Source organism: Parendozoicomonas sp. 2304DJ65-17 (genome assembly GCF_058148445.1).
This window is the reverse complement of sequence record NZ_JBYVJV010000001.1, coordinates 605,085-622,815: the sequence shown is the minus strand read 5'-3', so window position 1 is coordinate 622,815 and position 17,731 is coordinate 605,085. Positions and strand designations below refer to the sequence as shown.

Sequence of the window (17,731 nt, the reverse complement as noted above, 5' to 3'; positions counted from 1 at the left end):
AAAAAATCGGAGCCACTGTGGACTCCGTAATATGGGGAGAGTGTGTACATAGTATGCTCTCCCGTTCCTCAGAAAAATTAGACCAAAGTGGGTGAGGCTTTGGTCTAACTCATCAAGATTTAGATAAACACCATCAGCATCATTACTGGGCAAACGAATTTCACGTACCAGGGCCAGATCTTCCAGAACAGGCCTTGCTCCAGCTCTGGGTGACCTTTCTTCAGTTCTTTCAACAGTCGATCACGGCGTAGTACCCAGGTCAGTAACAGGCCAAATACCATGGCTAGAATTGGCTGGGCGTAAACGGTGGTCAGAGTAATTACGAATCCGAACAGCTCGCCAAAGTTTAAAATGATGATTGCGGAAATCAGGGCAATAAAGCTGCCGATAGCCAGAGCCATCTTAGGGCGTGACTGATTCAGGTGTTCACAGGCGGTATTAACAGGTGCTTCCAGCATGGAGATGGAAGAGGTCAGTGCAGCAATGGACATCAGAACAAAAAAGGCGACAGCTACGATAGAACCAATACTACCCATGTTGTTGAACAGTGTAGGAAGAACAGTAAATACAAGGGTATCTGAAGACAGAAGAGCACCATCGCTACCGTAAATTGCTACACCGTTAGCCTGGGCAACAGTCATAGCTGGTAGAATCAATAAGCCTGCAAGTACTGCAACACTGGTATCCAGGGTGGCAACCATTCCGGCTGTTTTAGGAAGACTTTCTTTCTCAGACAGATAGCTGCCGTAAGCCATGATTCCACAGGTACCGATAGACAGTGAGAAGAATGCCTGTCCCATGGCACTTACCAACAGAGATGGTTCAAGGATGCGGCTGAAGTCTGGAACCAGGTACATTTTTAATCCTTCTTCGGCGCCGGGCAGAGTGATGATGTAACCAGCCAGTGCCAGAAGCAGGATGAACAGCATGGGCATAAGTTTCTTGGACCATGCTTCGATGCCCTTGGTTACACCGTTCTTAACGATGTAAATAGTGAGCAGCATAAACACGCCCATAGTGGCCATGTTTCGAGAAGTTGAGAAGGAAACCAACCAGTCTGCCAGCTCTGGCATTCCTGCCATCCGGGCTAAAGGTTCCACCATAAACGCCATCAGCCAACCGGCAATAATCGCATAGAAGCTCAGAATTAATGAGAGGGTGGTGATACCGGCAATGCCAGAAAGAACGCCGGCTTTTTTCCATAAAGGTTTTTCAGAGAGAGAGGAAAGAGCTGTGATCGGATTCTTTTTCGCTAAACGACCAATGGTTAGTTCTGCAACCAGCATGGGGTAAGCCAGTGCGACCACCATTACTAGGTAAACAAGCAGAAAGGCTGCGCCGCCGTTTTGGGCAGCCTGTGTTGGGAACCCCCAGATGTTTCCCAGACCTACAGCAGAACCTGCGGCTGCCATAACAAATCCCATGCGGGATGAAAATCCAGGACGTGCTGAGGCTTCCCCTGTCGAGACTTCAGATGGAGCGGCTATTGTCGTTTGTATTGATGTCATGTACTTCTCCTGCATGACTGTTCTTTTAAGAGCAGACCTGTAAGAGAGTGGTGGAGGAGAGAGTTCTTGCGTAGATTTCTTCCGACCGTCTTACAGGTCGGCATATAGGGCCAACCCGGCTAGATAAAGTAAGCCAGGTAATAGCTAAATCGTGCACTGCTAACAGCCGCAAAATGCGGTTGTTCAGAGTTGGCTGTCTGTAAGGCAGAAGTCAGCATGCAATGCTCGATTCACTAGTTAATAAGATGAGTTGGCAATCTACCAGTTAATGCTACAGAAAATCTCTTAGTGGTAATACCTATTTACGATTGGTGTTGCAGGATAAAGATCGAGGCAATCATGGTTGGGCAGATGATTTTTATGTACCACGGCCAAACCCTCCAAAACAGGCTTTTTTCAACATCAGGCCAGCCTTTGCGAATCTCCTGAAGTTTTCTGTTTCTACCCATCAGCCAACCAGCGAAAAGGCAGAATAAAAGACTGTCGATAGGTTGGGCATAACCGGTTGTAAGAGAGACGACTGCACCAAACATTGGATCGAACTTTGCGATCACAATCGCAACAATAGTGAGCACTCCAACACAAACAATCAGGCTGGCTTTTTTGCGGGATAAACCAGCTCTTTCGGTCAGGCAGGCAACCGGCACTTCCAGCATGGAAATGGATGATGTGAGTGCAGCGATGGACATCAGAGAGAAGAAAGCCAAAGCGATGGGGATTCCCAAAACACCAAGGTTGTTAAACAGTGCTGGCAGAACTTCAAAAACTAGAGTGTCGCTGTTGGCAAGATGTCCATCGGGAAGATAGATAGAAACCCCAAGATTCAGTGCCACAAACAGAGCGGGGATAATCAACAAACCAGCCAGAAACGCAATTCCGGTATCCAGCAGACAAACCTGAAGGGCAACATTAGGAAGGTTGGCATTGCGTTTCAGGTAAGAACCATAAACCATCATGGCACCAACCCCGAGAGACATTGAGAAGAAGGATTGCCCCAGCGCATTCATAATCAGTGTTTCATTGATCCGGCTGAAATCCGGGATCAGGTAGTGGTGTAATCCTTCTATGGCGCCTTCCTGCGTCATAACTGTAAAAATCAGGCCAACCAGAAGCAGAACCAGAAGTGGCATCAGCCGGGCTGACCACCGCTCAATCCCTTTTTGTACACCACCGTTGACTATTCCCAGTGTCAGGGCGATGAAAATAATAGCCAGCAGCAAGTTTCGGGCTGGGGAGAACGTTTGCAACCAGGATGACGCAGAAGGCATGCCGGTTGTTTCAAAAAGAGGTGCTAGGGTAAAGCCCGCCAGCCATCCGCCCACAATGCTGTAAAAGCTGAAGATCAGGCAGATCATCAGAACAGCAACAATACCGGTAAATTTTGTCACTGTGCGCCAGGCTGGGTTTTGTGGAACAGACTCAAGCGCTGAAACCGGGTTACTCTGGCCATAACGACCAATCATCAACTCTGCCACAAGGGCCGGATAGGCGAGTAAAAGGGATAAAACCAGATACACCAGAACAAAGGCCGCGCCACCATTTTCCGCTACCTGAGCCGGAAAACTCCAGATATTGCCAAGACCCACAGCAGAGCCCGCAGCCGCCAGAACAAAACCAATACGTGTGCTGAATCCAAAACGGGGCAGAGAGGCTGTTTGTTCTGGCGAGTCTGACGGCATAGATGTTTCCAAAATGATTCAGATATTGGGAAACAGTCTAGCTGTACCAAGGGTTCCCCGCCTGTTGCAGGCGGGGATAACGCTTACAATCTGAAGAAAGGTTGCAGAAGTCTTGGCACCAGTTTGGTGAACTTCAACGGAGCATCTGTCGCAATCAGGCAGATACAATCTTCGTGAGTGTCTGTAGCTGGTTGGTGCTGGATTTCAGGGTCAAGATCAGCCACGTCGCCTGTTCCGAAACGTCCCAGCTCATCGCTATAGGAACCTTTTAAAACCATGGTCAGTTCTGATCCGGTATGACCATGAATCGGCATACTGGTACCCGGTGCGATTCGCAGCAGTCTTAATTGCCCCTGAGTTGAAGGGATAATGAACTGCTTCATTCCCGGAGCCATAGACTTCCAGCGTAAACTGTCAAAGTTTGTTCCCAGGTAAGAACGCAGTGGCAGGGGGATTTCACTGTCGGCTTCCTGAGGCGTTATTGTTTGCTCTGTTTCTGGAGATTCCGGTTCAACGGAATCCAGCATATCGAGCATTTTGGAGCGAGCATCTTTAGAAAGCTCTGCATCTGGTTGCTGCTCCATCAGAAAACGGCCTAACTGTTCTGCTTCAGCCACAGCTTCCTGACATTGTCTGCACACTGAAACATGGCATGCCACAACCGTTGCAATAGCGTCAGGAAGGCTACCTGCCGCATAGCTCATCAGGGTGCTGGCATCTGGGTGATGATGGGGAGTCATTGTACACCTCCCGTAAATTTACGAAGTTTCTCGAAAGCCAACCGCAATCCCGACTTCACACTGCCTAAAGGAATGTCGCATTCATCAGCGATTTCTTTGTGGGTTTTTCCCTCGTAATACACTTTGTAAACCAGTTGAGCCTGTGATTGTGGTAGTGATGCGATGGCATTTTTCAATATCTTGCCGTCAGCGGGAGCAAGGCTGGGGGTAAAAGCCGGATCAGGGTAGTTATCAATGGGTGACAATAGATGAGATTTGTCCTTTCTCATCCGGTCTATCCAGAGGTTTCTGGTGATACGGAATATCCAGGTGGAAGCAGTCGCTTTATCAGGGTTAAAAGTGCCACAGTGTTTCCACACGGCCAGCATGGCTTCCTGTACCAGTTCTTCAGCCTGCTCGCTATGGGCTCCGCGACTCATAAGGTGGCTTTTCAGACGGGGAGCGAAGTGGTCATAAATTGGCAGAAACAACTGTTTATCGCGATATTTGCCAAGATCGACCAGTTTTTGCCCCAGATCTTCTGAACCTGGAGGGGCGCTGTTTCTGGATTTCATGTTTTTATAGTTAAGTGCCAAGTTCATGATAGGTAAACAGCCAACAGATACTTAATGCAGCATACGTCTGAGAAAAGCAACTGGATCATGATCTAAAATTGAAATGCAGCCGTAAAAGCACAGCAGTTACATTCTCAACGGATAACAAAAAAATGGATGGCAGAGGCTTGAATATTGCGGTGGTAGGCTCTGGTATTTCTGGGCTTTCCTGCGCCTGGCTGCTTTCGCGTCAACACAAGGTAACCCTTTATGAAAAAGACGATCGTTTTGGTGGTCACAGCCATACGGTTACAGTTCAGGGGAAGTCATCACCCGTTGCTGTTGATACCGGCTTTATTGTTTTTAATGAAAAGACGTACCCAAACCTGACTGCCTTATTTAATTATCTAAATGTTCCTGTTGCTAAAACAGATATGTCATTTGCGGTATCAATTAACAATGGCAAAACGGAGTATGCCGGTACCGATTTGAATGGATTGTTCGCTCAAAGAGGAAATCTGTTTAAGCCCACTTTTTGGAAAATGCTGGCAGATCTCTTGAAATTTTATAGCAAGAGTGGCGACTGGGAGAGACAGCTCCCCGCAAATATCTCCTTGGGTGGTTTGCTCAAAGCGCACAAGTTCAGCAAAACTTTTATTGATGATCACCTCGTGCCAATGGGCGCTGCTATCTGGTCTACCCCTGCAGAAAAAATGCTGGATTATCCAGCGCTGGCTTTCCTGCGTTTTTGCCAAAATCACGGCCTGTTGCAGTTAACTGACCGACCGCAGTGGATGACAGTTCATGGTGGAAGCAGAGAGTATGTGCAACGCATTATCCAGCAGATAAAAGACTCACCAGAAGGTGGGGCGACGTTTACCCATAGTTGTGTACGCCGGGTAAAACGTTACTTCGATCGTGTTGCTATCACAGATATGAAAGGCAGAGAACAGACATTTGATCATGTGGTCATGGCTTGCCATGCTGACACAACACTGCGACTTTTATCTGAACCCGATGAGCTGGAACAGATGCTTTTGGGTTCCTTTCAATTTCAAAGAAATCGGGCGATCTTGCACAGCGACAGCTCCTTTATGCCGAAAAATAAGCGAGCGTGGGCCAGCTGGAACTATCTTCATAACAGCAACCTTCATAACTGCAGCGTCAGCAAGGAAAGCGACACTGGTCCTTCAGTGACTTACTGGATGAATCGATTGCAGCATATTGATGATATTCCTCTGTTTGTCACATTGAACCCAGACACTTCCCCAAAGAAGATTCATGGCTCCTATCTTTATGATCATCCGGTTTTTGATGTTCGTGCACTGGAGGCGCAACAACGGTTGTGGGAACTGCAGGGTCGACAGAGAACCTGGTATTGCGGGGCGTGGTTTGGTTATGGTTTCCACGAAGATGGATTGCAGTCTGGCTTGGCTGTTGCAGAAAGCCTGGGTGGGCAACGCAGACCATGGGTTGTTGCTGGGGAGAATGATCGATTGATTATTCCGGACAATGCGAAGGCTCCTGCGTTTCCAGGAATGGAGGCGTATTAGTGAAAACGGCAGTGTATTCGGGGAGCCTGATGCACAATAGAATCAAGCCCCGCAAACACCAGTTCACTTACCGGGTAGCATCCTGGTTATTTGATTTGGAGGAGCTGGATGATTTAAGCAGCCGCCTGAAACTCTTCACCAGAAACCGTTTTAATCTGGTTTCATTTTTTGACAAAGATTATGGAGACGGAACAGAAAAACCTCTTCGTAAATATATTGAAGATCTTCTTCAGGAGCGGGGTATTCCATCTCCGAAGCATATTCGATTGCTGTGTTATCCGAGAATTCTTGGGTATGTGTTTAACCCCCTCGCAGTTTATTTTTGTTATGACAAGCAGGAGCAGATAAACGCCGTTGTTTATGAAGTTTCTAATACCTTTGGTGAGCGACACAGTTATGTGATTGAGAGTCACGTTTCTGAGAATGGTGTTGTAAGGCAACAAGCTGATAAAAAACTCCATGTTTCTCCCTTTTTTGAAACTGATGGCTGTTCTTACCAGTTTCGGGTTAAACCACCGGAGCAAAATGTCACCCTTGGTATAAGTCTTCACAATAACAGTGGGCGTTTATTTAGCGCGGTTTTTAAAGGTGAGCGACAATCGGTTTCTGATTCTCAGATTTTAAAACAGTTGGTTGCTCTGCCATTTATGACGCTGAAAGTTGTTGTTGCTATTCACTGGCAGGCACTTAAATTGTGGACAAAAGGCATCTCGTTATTCAGGCATACCTCTCGGGGGTATTTCTTCAGTCACAGTTCGGGTAGTGACGCTAGAGAAATAATAAGAGCTAAGGAGAGTAAAGTATGAATCCGGTGAGAAGTCAGGTTTCGAATTCTGGAAGCCAGGGTGAACACTCATTACTTGAAAGGTTTATTGCTGACTGGGTTTCTAAACGGTTTCTTCAGGCAGATATCTCAGCAATAGAAATTCAGTTTTCAGATAAAACTTCGTTTATTGTTGGCCGTGCTCAGTATCAGTTGCCAATTCCTCTGATCAAGGTTGTGAATCTTGGTGCTGTTGTCAGATCTGCACGCAAAGGTCTTTTAGGCTGGGCTGAATCCCACATGGCAGGTGACTGGTCGACACCAGATATTCAGGCCGTGGCACACTGGGGAGCGGTCAATGAATTCAAGCTGGAAAGTATTTTTGATAGCAGCTGGATCAGCAGAAAAATAAATAGGTATATCCATCGGCTTAACAACAATAGCAAAAGCGGAAGTAAAAAGAATATTTCTGCCCACTATGATTTGGGAAACGAGTTCTACCAACACTGGCTTGACCCTTCGATGACATATTCCAGTGCTCTTTTTCATCATGATTCAGAAACTCTGGAACAAGGGCAAAGTAACAAATATCAGGTGGTGTTGGACTGGCTTGATGTAAATGATGGCATGAGCGTGGTTGAAATTGGCTGTGGCTGGGGCGGCTTTGCCCGTAAGTTGCAGGAAAATTACAATGTTGGATATCGAGGAGTCACTCTTTCAACTGAACAGCTTGATTACGCGAAAAGTCGTACGGTAGTCAGTGATGATTTTAATTTTGAGCTTACTGATTACCGTGATCTTGATGGGCAGTGTGATCGTATTGTTTCTATCGAAATGATCGAGGCTGTGGGCGAAGAGCACTGGCCAAAATATTTTCGCAAAATTTATGAAACGCTTAAGCCTGGTGGTAAAGCTGTTCTCCAGGTTATCACTATCGATGAAAGCCGCTTTGAAAATTACCGGGAAGGCGCTGACTTTATTCAAAAGTACATCTTTCCTGGCGGTATGTTGCCTTCCCATTCGGTTATGTATGAGCAGGTGTCCCGGGCAGGATTAGAGCTGATGAACTCCCGCTCTTTTGGTGGAGACTACGGGCGAACGGTTGATGAGTGGTACAGGAATTTCAATAACAGCTGGGCTTCCATCAAAAAGTTAGGTTTTGATGATCGTTTCCGGCGGATGTGGAATTACTACTTGGCCTACTGTTCAGCAGGGTTTCGGAACAAAGGCATTGATGTACGCCTTTATCAGCTCAGGAAGCCCGTATGAACAATCGATGGCATATTCTGTTAGGTGGCTGGTGGGCACTTTTAGCGGGAGTTTGTGTTGCGGAGAAAAAGCCTATGGAAACGCAGATGCCTGATCTTGTGATTGAAGATTATTTTCTAGGGCGAACCTGGGCCTGGGGCATTTTTGAAGACCGGTTTGGCACAGTACGCAACTGTTTCAAGGTGGTTATGGATGGAACCGTTAAAGGGCGTGAACTCACATTGGATGAACGTTTCACCTACGAAGATGGCACAAGTTCTAAAAGGCTGTGGAAGATTAACTCTCTGGGCGATGGGTATTACGAAGGTACTGCTGGAGATGTTGTTGGTTTGGCCAAAGGGAGAAGTGCGGGTAACAGCTTTAAATGGAAGTATGTGCTTGATCTTCCTGTATCAGGCAGCACTTGGCGGGTAAAACTTGATGATCGCCTTTATCTACAACAGGACAACAAAATACTGAACATTGCTGAAGTCAGCAAGTGGGGAATCAACCTGGGCAGGCTTACCTTTTTCTTTAGCAAAGAGAACGGTGTTTTAGAGAATACCTGCCCGGTTGATGAGTCGCAGGCTTCCTGATTCAGGAAGCCGCCGGCTGAGGGTTTTTCTTGCGCAGATAACGATTGCCAAACTTCTCTTTCCAGCTGCCAACTAATGAGCTGTTATCCTGCTGCCAAGGGTGAAAACTGGGGCGATAGTAATCGACATAATCCCGGAACACTTGGCGAATAATGCCTCGCTTACCCAGAAGGAACTGGTAACCGGTCTTCCATGTTTGCCATTTCCACAAAACCTTGTCCTTCGCCAGGAAGTGAATAACGTGACGGGCAATCATGTAAGAAAAGTGAATGGTGGTCTGAATCATCATCAGGTTGCGGGTGATGTACCAGCCACCAATCTCGTTATAAACATCAAAGCAAACAGCTTTATGTTCAGTCTCTTCAATCGCATGCCAGTGCCACATGGCCTGCATAGCTTCAGGAGCATTGCCCAGCCAGCGGTCTGGTTCTTCCATCATGCCATTAGCCAAAATAGCGGTGAAATGTTCAACAGCGCAGGTTGTGGCCAACTGCTGCTTTTTGGTCATGGTTTTGTTGCCAAGGCGAGTCCACCAGTCCTGGTGGCGTGCCAGCATATCAATATCATAACCCTGCTCTTTTAACAGGTTATTATATTTGTCATGCTCATTGCCGTGGATGGCTTCCTGGGCGATGAAGCCTTTCACTTCTTCCTGCAGCTTCGGGTTATCAACCTGATCCATAACCGCGCGGACGGAATCAATAAAAAAACGCTCACCCTGAGGAAATAGCGTTGAAAGCCCGTTAAAAAAATGAGTGATGAATGGATCACCGCCGTGCCAGTATCGATCGAGATTATTCAGGTCAAACTGAACATGACGGGGCTTTACATCAACACCAGCAGGTCTTTCTACCTGATTCTTAACGTGACTCATTATTATATTTATTCCGTCGTTTGTGTGAGTATGATAACCAGACAGGGTGTGATAAAAATGAAGAAAGCCCCCGGATTTTATCTGGCACAATAGTCCATTAAGTGGTTTGATTCTGTAGTGGCATGTTTGACGGAGTGAGGTGTTAATAGGGCGCTATGAAAAATATAAAAAAAAATATAGCTCTGCCTATTGTTTATATCCGCCACTTGATGGCGCTGATGTCGGAACATGGGTTTGATAAAAGCATTCTCCTGAGAGGGGCTGGAATTCAACCTTCCGAGCTTGAGTTAGATGACGGCTCAATTGATTTTGAACGGTGCGACAAACTGATCACTCTTTGCCAGCAGTCTGGAATTGATGGTCTGGGCTGGAAGCTTGGCATGCGTTTGAACCTCCCCAGCCATGGCATTCTTGCTACCGCCGCAATGGCCAGCCGTTATATTGGTGAAATGATCAGTATGTCGGTCCGGTATCTGGGCACACGCTTTCCATTAATGGTTATGTCACTGGAGGTGGATGGCGACACTGCCATTCTCCAGTTTGATGAAGCGCTGGACCTTGGGGATAACCGCCGCTTTTATGTGGAAGCTTTTATCGGTTCCCAGCAGGTTATGAAAATGTACACCTTTGGCCCCCAGGCCTCTGCCGGGCACACCCTGCAGCTGGCTATGGACAAGGTGGACTATTACGACGATTTTGATTTTGGTGATACCTCAGTCACCTATGGTCATGCTGCACACCAATACCGTTTTCCGGCTCACTATATCTCCACGCCTATGCCCATGGCGGACGATATTGCCCGGGAAGTTGCCGAGCGTCAGTGCCAGAAAATGTTAGCGGATATGAAGGTGGAGACTGGTCTTCTTGGCCGGGTGCTGGCCCATATTCGCAGTAAGGAAGGTGTTATTCCTTCCCTGGAACAAACCGCGGATTACCTTTCGATTTCACCCCGAACTCTGCGTCGTCAGCTGCAGGAACTGGATATCACCTATCGCACTCTGGTGAACCGTGAGCGTAAACGTCTGGCACTGCATTATCTGCGTAATACCCGTTTAACCGTTGAAGAAATTGCAGAGCGTTTGGACTATAACGATCCCAGTAACTTTGGCCGTGCCTTCCGAAAATGGACGGGACATTCCCCCGGATTTTACAGACAAACAACAGAAGAAGTGGAAGCCTGAGATTTCAGCTCTGTGGTTTCACGAATAAATAAAGATGTATAAAGAAATCATTTCACCCCGCTTTTTTGAAACCGATGCACTCGGCCATATCAACAATACTGTTGTGCCTGTATGGTTTGAGAAAGCTCGAGAGCCAATCTTTCAGCTATTTACTCCCGATATGGATGTGAATAACTGGAAGCTGATTATCGCCAGAATTACCGTCGACTTTCTTGCCGAGATTCATTACGGCACAGATAAGGATGTGGAGATTCGTACCGGGCTGGTCAAGATTGGTAACTCCTCCATGACCATCCGTCAGGAAGTGTGGCAACAAGGCAAATGCTGTGCCCGTGGGGATGCTGTGATGATCCATTATGACTATGCTTCCGCAAAGTCAGCACCTATACCCGATGCCATTCGCTCTGAGCTAGAAAAATCATTAATTGCAGAGTAAATCACTGTCAGTGCTAAATCTGGTATGATGCTTTTCTGTTAAGGATCATAATTTAGAAAAATACCACGCAGTAAACGACTGCGACCTGCTTTTGAGGTGGCCCATGCCTGTTTATCGTTCAAAAACTTCTACCCAGGGTCGTAACATGGCTGGCGCTCGCTCCCTGTGGCGCGCAACAGGTATGACCGATGAAGATTTCCAGAAGCCCATTATTGCCGTAGCTAACTCTTTTACCCAGTTTGTTCCCGGCCATGTGCACCTGAAAGATATGGGCCAGCTGGTTGCCCGTGAAATTGAAAAAGTGGGTGGTGTGGCAAAAGAGTTCAACACCATTGCTGTCGATGACGGTATCGCCATGGGCCATGATGGCATGCTCTATTCTCTGCCTAGCCGGGATATTATTGCAGACTCTGTCGAGTACATGGTGAATGCTCACTGCGCTGATGCGCTGGTCTGTATCTCCAACTGCGACAAAATCACCCCAGGAATGTTGATGGCTGCCATGCGCTTAAATATTCCGGTGATCTTTGTGTCTGGCGGGCCGATGGAAGCCGGTAAAACCAAGCTCTCTGAGAATAAGCTGGATCTGGTTGATGCGATGGTGATTGCAGCTTCTGATGCCGATCAGGAACAGGTGGATGAATACGAGCGTTCTGCCTGCCCAACCTGTGGTTCCTGCTCCGGTATGTTTACTGCCAACTCCATGAACTGTTTGACCGAGGCTCTGGGTCTCTCTCTGCCAGGCAATGGTTCCATGCTGGCAACTCATGCGGATCGTGAGCAGCTGTTCCTTGAAGCTGGTCGCCGTATTGTGGATATCACCCGTCGTTACTATGAGCAGGATGATGAATCTGTTCTGCCTCGTTCTGTAGCCAGCGTTAAGGCTTTTGAGAATGCCATGTGTCTTGATATTGCCATGGGCGGTTCAACCAATACCATTCTTCACCTGCTGGCTGCGGCTCAGGAAGGGGAAGTGCCGTTTGATATGCAGGATATTGACCGCTTGTCCCGCAAGGTTCCTCAGCTCTGCAAGGTGGCGCCCAATATCCAGAAATACCATATGGAAGATGTGCACCGGGCCGGTGGCGTATTTGGTATTTTGGCCGAGCTGAATCGAGCAGGGTTACTGCACAGTGATATTCCCACTGTTCACAGCACAACTGTAGAGGAAGGTTTGGCTAAGTGGGATATCATGACTACCACGGATGACAGCGTAAAAACCTTCTACAAAGCTGGCCCTGCCGGTATCCGCACTACTCAGGCATTCAGCCAGAGTACCCGTTGGCCAAGCCTGGATGCCGATCGTGAAAATGGCTGTATCCGTACACTCGATCATGCCTACAGCCAGGAAGGTGGCCTGGCGGTTCTGTTCGGTAATATTGCCGAGAATGGCTGTGTGGTGAAAACCTCCGGTGTTGATGAAAGCATTCTGGTGTTTGAAGGTCCGGCTCACGTTTGTGAGAGCCAGGAAGATGCTGTCAGTGATGTACTGGAAGATCGGGTGAAGGAAGGGGATGTTGTTATTATCCGCTATGAAGGCCCTCAAGGTGGCCCCGGTATGCAGGAAATGTTGTATCCCACCAGTTACCTGAAATCCAAAGGTTTAGGCAAAGCCTGTGCTCTGCTGACTGATGGCCGCTTCTCCGGTGGTACATCTGGCCTTTCCATTGGTCATGCTTCTCCCGAGGCTGCGGCTGGTGGCGCTATTGGTTTGGTGGAGAAAGGCGATTTGATCCATATTGATATTCCTAACCGAACCATCAACGTGAAAGTTTCTGACGATGAACTGGCTAAGCGTCGCGCTGCTATGGATGCCAAAGGCAAAGATGGCTGGAAACCTGTAGCTGAGCGTCCGCGTAAAGTATCAACAGCCCTCAAGGCTTACGCCAAGATGGCAACCAGTGCTGATCGTGGTGCGGTTCGGGATCTGAGCCTTTTTGATTAACACCTGATTGTCCTTTCATTTATTTAACGCCCGATTTTTTCGGGCGTTTTTATTATCAGTTAATTATCTGGGTCTACTCTGAAATGGAATATTGAATTATCCAGCAGGGAGAAGGCATGAAAGGCATTATTCGGAATGTTTCACTGGCGGCCAGTCTTATTTTTTCAACGGCTTGTTCTTCTGAGGAAGAGAAAACTCCAGCAGCAGAGAGGAATGTTGTTCCTCCCATTGCTCGTATGGCAATTGATTATGCCGTGCCAGCCACAGCTTATAGCCACAGTCCTATGGGTATGATTGATGCCGGTAGCAAGGCATTAGCCAAAAAACTGTACATGGAGTACTCCCATAAAGTCCTTACTGAGCAATTTGAAGGAAGTAATCCGGATCAATTGCTTTGGACGAATTACTTAAAAGCGGTATATAACCCACTCAAAGGATTCCTCTTTGCTGAGATAGATGCTCTGGCAGGAATGTCTGAATCAAAAATATCAGATCCTCAAAAGATAAAAGAAAGGCTGGAGAAAAAATTAAAAGAGTGGTCGATTAAGGCGTTCTATTACTATTTCAACCCTGCTGAAAGTAGTACGGCATCCTTTGAAGAAAAGAAGGCTAATGTAACCCGGCAGTGTCGAGAGGCCTTGGCTGAGCTCGCCGGGAATCAGGAAGGCAGTCAGCTTTCTGATTATTATTATAAGTGCTACCAACCAACCTCTGACCTCCCTGGTTCAACTCTGACTGATAGTATTCCTTCAGAAGCTCTGGCGACTTTGTTGCTATCCCAGGCGCGGTTGCCGGTCAATCCAGATGGCATCCCTCCACGTCTTGCTCAATCTGTTGTTTGGTATGCCGTGTTATCAGACAAGGTATTGAGCCACTTTGAGGCGGCAGTTGAGGATAAAAGCGGCTTTAAAAAGGAAATGATGAAGTTATTCAGAAAGGGTTACTCACCAGAAACATTGGCGAAAATCTTCCGTCAGAATTTTGTGAACTTTGATCTGGCCTACAGAAAAATCTGGTATTACTACGAAAAGCACAAAGCGAATGAGTGGTACAACGCAAGGCGGGTAAGAACCTTCTAAGAAGTGTTTATGCCTGGAGCAAGCGCTCCAGGCATATTGTCTTAAGACCTTCTGTTAATCGCAGCAATCAACCCTTCGCCCCTGCCAATCAGATAAAAAGCAGAAATCAGGTAAACAGCTAACTTGCTGAGTATTCCGGCAGAGTGAGCAACCGGGCCATGGCTAAGTAGTGCCTGCCAGTTACCGCTCTCCATCAACATATCCCATGAAAGCAAGATATTGATAATTTCAGGCATTGCCATAAACAGTGAAGGCAGCATCTGCAGGCTGAGAGCCAGCATCCAGAATCCTGTAGCCCGTACCAAAATCCATACAACGTCCTGTCTGTTCATAGTGCCTCCAATATCTATGTATTCCATTCGTATGCCTTTATTGACAGGAAGAACGTCACAGAAGTTCGCTGGAACAGGCCATGCTACGGCTAAGGTCTGAGTCATAAAGGAATGTTCTCAACAGATACCGGAATCAGGCCGATAACAAGAGGATTAGCGCGCCTAGAAAGGAAGCATGGCTGTGGTTGCAGAAAAGACTCTTCGCTGGATTTTGCTCCTGCTACTTTGGTCTGTAGCTACGGTTCAGGCTTCTGTCCCTGACGGTGAGTTCTGTATTAACAACCGTGCGCACACCAGTGCTACAGCTGTGGCAAGCAATCTCAGTATTGGTATTCAGGTTCGTTACAGGGGGCGGATTGTTTTTCCAGAGGATGGAGAGGTATTCCATCTGAAGTGGGGGAAGAAGTTCTGCCGGGACGTCTCCGGTGATGAACGGGTCGAGATTCTGGATAAGAAAGCTTTTGGATCATGGAAGCAGAAAGCCAGTATCGAAACCCGCCTGCTGAAAAATATGGAGTTACGCATAGGCAGGGCAGGCAGAATCGATCAGGTTTATGGGCTGAATTATGTTTACAACCCAAAGTTAGCGGAAGATTTGCCATCCCCTGCCCGCTGGATGACTGAGTTGTACTCCAACAGCGATATCTCTTTAAACCAGATCTGTATGCCGGGCACCCACAATACTGGCAGTTACAAAATCAACGCCCTTTCCCGTGAAGATCCGTTTATGGACAAGCCCGTGCGGGATATTCTCAACAAACTGAAGTTTCCACTGCTGGGTATTCCCGTAAGACAGGTCGTAGAGCTCTGGGCGAAAACCCAGGACTTAAGCGTTTATGAGCAACTGAAAAAAGGTGTTCGCTATCTAGATATTCGGGCAAGAAAGATTAAGGGGCAGCTGGTAACAGTGCACCAGCTTGAAGGCGCAAGTATGGCGAAAGTTGTGGAAGACCTGCGTCGCTTTCTTGATGAAAATCCAGGGGAAGTGGTCATTTTTCATGTTGGTGAAACCCATGGCATGAGCCGTGAGGAGCGGCGGGAAATTTATCAGCTTTTAGAGTCGCAACTTGGAGAAAGGATTTCCGACCCGAAGATAATGACACCGAGAGCTTCGCTTAAGGAGTTCCAGAATGCAGGGAAGCAGGTCATTGTGGTCGCTAAAGACAGCGGTGATCATCCAATGATCTGGTACTGGTATCGAAATCTTTCCAACACCTGGTACGACAAAAACCGTCCCGATGAAATTCTGGAAAGGCTTGCCGCCAATATTCCCTACCGGCGTAACGATCAGTTCTATGTTTCCCAGATGATTCTGACACCAAGGGATGATGATATTGAGAAAATGGCAGTGCCCGGTCTTCCCGGTTCGCTGGATCAATTAATTGATACGGTTCGCAAACCCTCAGGAATGATGAAATACCTGATGAATGCCGCTGAAAAAAATAACAAACGGGTGAATATTGTTCTTCAGGATTTTATTGAAGACAGCGATATTTTCCGTGCCTGCATGGCAGAAAACAGGATGCAGTTGGAAGATGAGTTGAACTGAGAAACTGTCAGGGCAAAACAATCCTGATCGCTATCAAAAGCAACACAATGCCGGTCAGTTTATTAATTAATCCTGCTTTTTTCTGAATCGCCGGCATTAATCGAGGGTGACTGAAGGCAAGGGCAACCAGTGAATACCAGATGCCATCCACCGCTGTGGCGGTTAACACCATAATTCCCTGTTGCACCCATTCCGCTCCCGGTTTTACAAACTGACTGAACAGAGCCAGGAAGAAAACAGCAATCTTTGGGTTCAGAAAAGAAATCAGAAATCCCTGTCTGGCCGCTCCGGCGATGGTCAGTTCGGTCGTACTACTGACTTCTCCACCATGAGTAATGTCTGCTGAAGCTTTGAGCGCATTGATGGCCAACCATGTCAGATAAAGCGCTCCACCCCAGGTGATAAAGCGGAAAACAAGCGGTGTTTCAGTAATAAGAACGGAGATACCCGTTGTCACAACCAGCGCATAAAAGGCAATACCCATACTGTGACTGACCCCCGTGGCAACACCATGAATGCGGGAACCATTCATGGTGTTTCGCAAAACAACCGCAAGGCTTGGGCCGGGAGAAATGGCTCCTAGCAGGCAAACTGTGAAAATCGGGAACCATTCCGTCAGGGACATACGGCTTTTGATTATCCTGTTTACTGGTTGGTTTTATTAGTTGAGCGAAGTGAGGGTTGGCATGCCGGCCATACGCATGGTCAGGCCCAGTAGCTCATCATTGGTATTGTAGTTGGATTCAACCCCTTTCAGGGTGCGGTCAATCAAGGCAGCGCGATTTATCATATCGCGAATAGCTTTTTCTCCATGGCGACGAATAAAGCCCATATAGTTGTTTTTCTTTTTCTTCAGAAGAAAAGGAACCTGTTTATGGGGGCGAGCCACCTGTTCAATCACTGCATCCAGTCCCATTCCCTGTCGCAAACCGCTGGCTATATGATTTGTCAGCCTCAGTTCACGGGATAACGACCAGAGCATAATTGTTGGCTCGGTACCTTCAGCCAGCAGACCGTTAAATATTCTCAGGCTGTGACGAACATCGCCGGCCAGAACGGCATCGGCCAAGCCAAAAACATCGTAGCGGGCATTGTCGGCAACAACATTGCGAACGGTATCAACAGTAATAACCTGATCGCTGAGTAGTTTGAGTTTCTCAATTTCCTGAGCGGCTGCCAGAAGGTTGCCCTCAAGAAGGTCTGCAAGAAGAGTGACGGCTTCTGGTTCAGCATTGAGTCCGGCACGTTTCAGGCGCTGACTGATCCAACCCGGTAGCTGATGGGGTTCAACAGGCCAGATCTGAGTGTAAACGCTTTGCTGCTCAAGAGCGGTGAACCACTTTACCTTTTCCTGCTTTTTGGTAATGCGGGTCGTGATCAACAACAGCATGGTATCGGGAGGAATGTGCTCGGCGTATTCCTGCAAAACCTTTTTCCCGTCACCTATCTTGTCGAAAGCTACCCGCAGTTCAATCAGCTGTTTGGTGGCAAACAGAGAGAGACTATTGGCCTCTGCCATAATCTCCTGCCAGGCAAAACCAGGATCAACATGGTGCACAATGCGATCGGTGTAACCGTTATCACGGGCAGCTTTGCGAATAGTGTCGCAGGCTTCTTCAATCTGCAGGGGTTCGTCGCCTGAGACAATATAGACAGGAGCCAGATTCTTGCGAAGCTGGCCCTGTAGCTGGTCGATGCGCACTTTCATGAAGCGG

The 17,731-nt window shown here is 47.5% G+C and carries 17 protein-coding genes; 9 read left to right on the top strand and 8 right to left on the bottom strand.

What is annotated here, in order from left to right; all coding sequences use genetic code 11:
- Positions 1-119: 119 nt before the first annotated feature.
- The 4 genes from ACY2RR_RS02855 to ACY2RR_RS02840 all read right to left on the bottom strand — a co-directional run bounded on the left by ACY2RR_RS02855 (position 120) and on the right by ACY2RR_RS02840 (position 4,481).
- Positions 120-1,508, bottom strand: coding sequence for a sodium-dependent transporter (locus ACY2RR_RS02855; RefSeq protein ID WP_490106629.1), 1,389 nt, complete (start codon positions 1,506-1,508; stop codon positions 120-122).
- 302 nt (positions 1,509-1,810) lie between these two features.
- Positions 1,811-3,187 (bottom strand): sodium-dependent transporter, encoded by a 1,377-nt coding sequence (locus ACY2RR_RS02850; protein WP_490106628.1) that lies wholly within the window; start codon positions 3,185-3,187, stop codon positions 1,811-1,813.
- Between the two features lie 83 nt (positions 3,188-3,270).
- Positions 3,271-3,927 (bottom strand): ChrR family anti-sigma-E factor, encoded by a 657-nt coding sequence (locus tag ACY2RR_RS02845; RefSeq protein WP_490106627.1) that lies wholly within the window; start codon positions 3,925-3,927, stop codon positions 3,271-3,273.
- On the bottom strand, positions 3,924-4,481 hold the full coding sequence (locus ACY2RR_RS02840) for a sigma-70 family RNA polymerase sigma factor (protein WP_490106626.1): 558 nt from the start codon (positions 4,479-4,481) through the stop codon (positions 3,924-3,926). The genes ACY2RR_RS02845 and ACY2RR_RS02840 overlap by 4 nt, the downstream gene beginning before the upstream one ends.
- Before the next feature lie 152 nt (positions 4,482-4,633).
- Between ACY2RR_RS02840 and ACY2RR_RS02835 the strand changes: the two genes are divergently transcribed.
- From ACY2RR_RS02835 to ACY2RR_RS02820, 4 genes are read left to right on the top strand one after another with little or no spacing between them, the layout of a single operon-like run.
- The gene (locus tag ACY2RR_RS02835; protein ID WP_490106625.1) at positions 4,634-6,013 is read left to right on the top strand and encodes an NAD(P)/FAD-dependent oxidoreductase; all 1,380 of its coding nucleotides are present in this window, start codon (positions 4,634-4,636) and stop codon (positions 6,011-6,013) included.
- Positions 6,013-6,819: a DUF1365 domain-containing protein gene (locus ACY2RR_RS02830; protein ID WP_490106624.1), complete on the top strand. Its 807-nt coding sequence runs from the start codon at positions 6,013-6,015 to the stop codon at positions 6,817-6,819. The genes ACY2RR_RS02835 and ACY2RR_RS02830 overlap by 1 nt, the downstream gene beginning before the upstream one ends.
- Positions 6,816-8,045: a class I SAM-dependent methyltransferase gene (locus tag ACY2RR_RS02825; RefSeq protein WP_490106623.1), complete on the top strand. Its 1,230-nt coding sequence runs from the start codon at positions 6,816-6,818 to the stop codon at positions 8,043-8,045. Before ACY2RR_RS02830 ends, ACY2RR_RS02825 begins: the two co-directional genes overlap by 4 nt.
- Entirely contained in the window at positions 8,042-8,620 is a 579-nt protein-coding gene (locus tag ACY2RR_RS02820; RefSeq protein WP_490106622.1) for a DUF3833 family protein, read from the top strand. Before ACY2RR_RS02825 ends, ACY2RR_RS02820 begins: the two co-directional genes overlap by 4 nt.
- A 1-nt stretch (position 8,621) precedes the next feature.
- Here the strand turns inward: ACY2RR_RS02820 and ACY2RR_RS02815 are convergent, their stop codons facing one another.
- Complete coding sequence (locus ACY2RR_RS02815; RefSeq protein ID WP_490106621.1) at positions 8,622-9,494, bottom strand: metal-dependent hydrolase; 873 nt, start codon at positions 9,492-9,494, stop codon at positions 8,622-8,624.
- A 155-nt stretch (positions 9,495-9,649) separates the two neighbouring features.
- Between ACY2RR_RS02815 and ACY2RR_RS02810 the strand changes: the two genes are divergently transcribed.
- The 4 genes from ACY2RR_RS02810 to ACY2RR_RS02795 all read left to right on the top strand — a co-directional run bounded on the left by ACY2RR_RS02810 (position 9,650) and on the right by ACY2RR_RS02795 (position 14,135).
- Complete coding sequence (locus ACY2RR_RS02810; RefSeq protein ID WP_490106620.1) at positions 9,650-10,675, top strand: helix-turn-helix domain-containing protein; 1,026 nt, start codon at positions 9,650-9,652, stop codon at positions 10,673-10,675.
- A 34-nt stretch (positions 10,676-10,709) separates the two neighbouring features.
- Positions 10,710-11,111 (top strand): acyl-CoA thioesterase, encoded by a 402-nt coding sequence (locus ACY2RR_RS02805; RefSeq protein WP_490106619.1) that lies wholly within the window; start codon positions 10,710-10,712, stop codon positions 11,109-11,111.
- A gap of 103 nt (positions 11,112-11,214) precedes the next feature.
- On the top strand, positions 11,215-13,056 hold the full coding sequence (gene ilvD / locus ACY2RR_RS02800; RefSeq protein WP_490106618.1) for a dihydroxy-acid dehydratase: 1,842 nt from the start codon (positions 11,215-11,217) through the stop codon (positions 13,054-13,056).
- A 116-nt stretch (positions 13,057-13,172) separates the two neighbouring features.
- Entirely contained in the window at positions 13,173-14,135 is a 963-nt protein-coding gene (locus ACY2RR_RS02795; protein WP_490106617.1) for a hypothetical protein, read from the top strand.
- A 41-nt stretch (positions 14,136-14,176) separates the two neighbouring features.
- Here the strand turns inward: ACY2RR_RS02795 and ACY2RR_RS02790 are convergent, their stop codons facing one another.
- Entirely contained in the window at positions 14,177-14,572 is a 396-nt protein-coding gene (locus ACY2RR_RS02790; RefSeq protein ID WP_490106616.1) for a hypothetical protein, read from the bottom strand.
- Positions 14,573-14,642: 70 nt separating this feature from the next.
- On the opposite strand from ACY2RR_RS02790, the gene ACY2RR_RS02785 reads away from it, so the two are divergent.
- Positions 14,643-16,016: a phosphatidylinositol-specific phospholipase C domain-containing protein gene (locus ACY2RR_RS02785; protein ID WP_490106615.1), complete on the top strand. Its 1,374-nt coding sequence runs from the start codon at positions 14,643-14,645 to the stop codon at positions 16,014-16,016.
- 7 nt (positions 16,017-16,023) lie between these two features.
- On the opposite strand, the gene ACY2RR_RS02780 is transcribed toward ACY2RR_RS02785, so the two are convergent.
- Positions 16,024-16,641 carry a LysE family translocator gene (locus tag ACY2RR_RS02780; RefSeq protein WP_490106614.1) on the bottom strand — a complete coding sequence of 206 codons (618 nt, stop codon included), beginning with the start codon at positions 16,639-16,641 and terminating at the stop codon, positions 16,024-16,026.
- A gap of 36 nt (positions 16,642-16,677) precedes the next feature.
- On the bottom strand, positions 16,678-17,724 hold the full coding sequence (gene holA, locus ACY2RR_RS02775) for a DNA polymerase III subunit delta (RefSeq protein WP_490106613.1): 1,047 nt from the start codon (positions 17,722-17,724) through the stop codon (positions 16,678-16,680).
- Between the last annotated feature and the right edge of the window lie 7 nt (positions 17,725-17,731).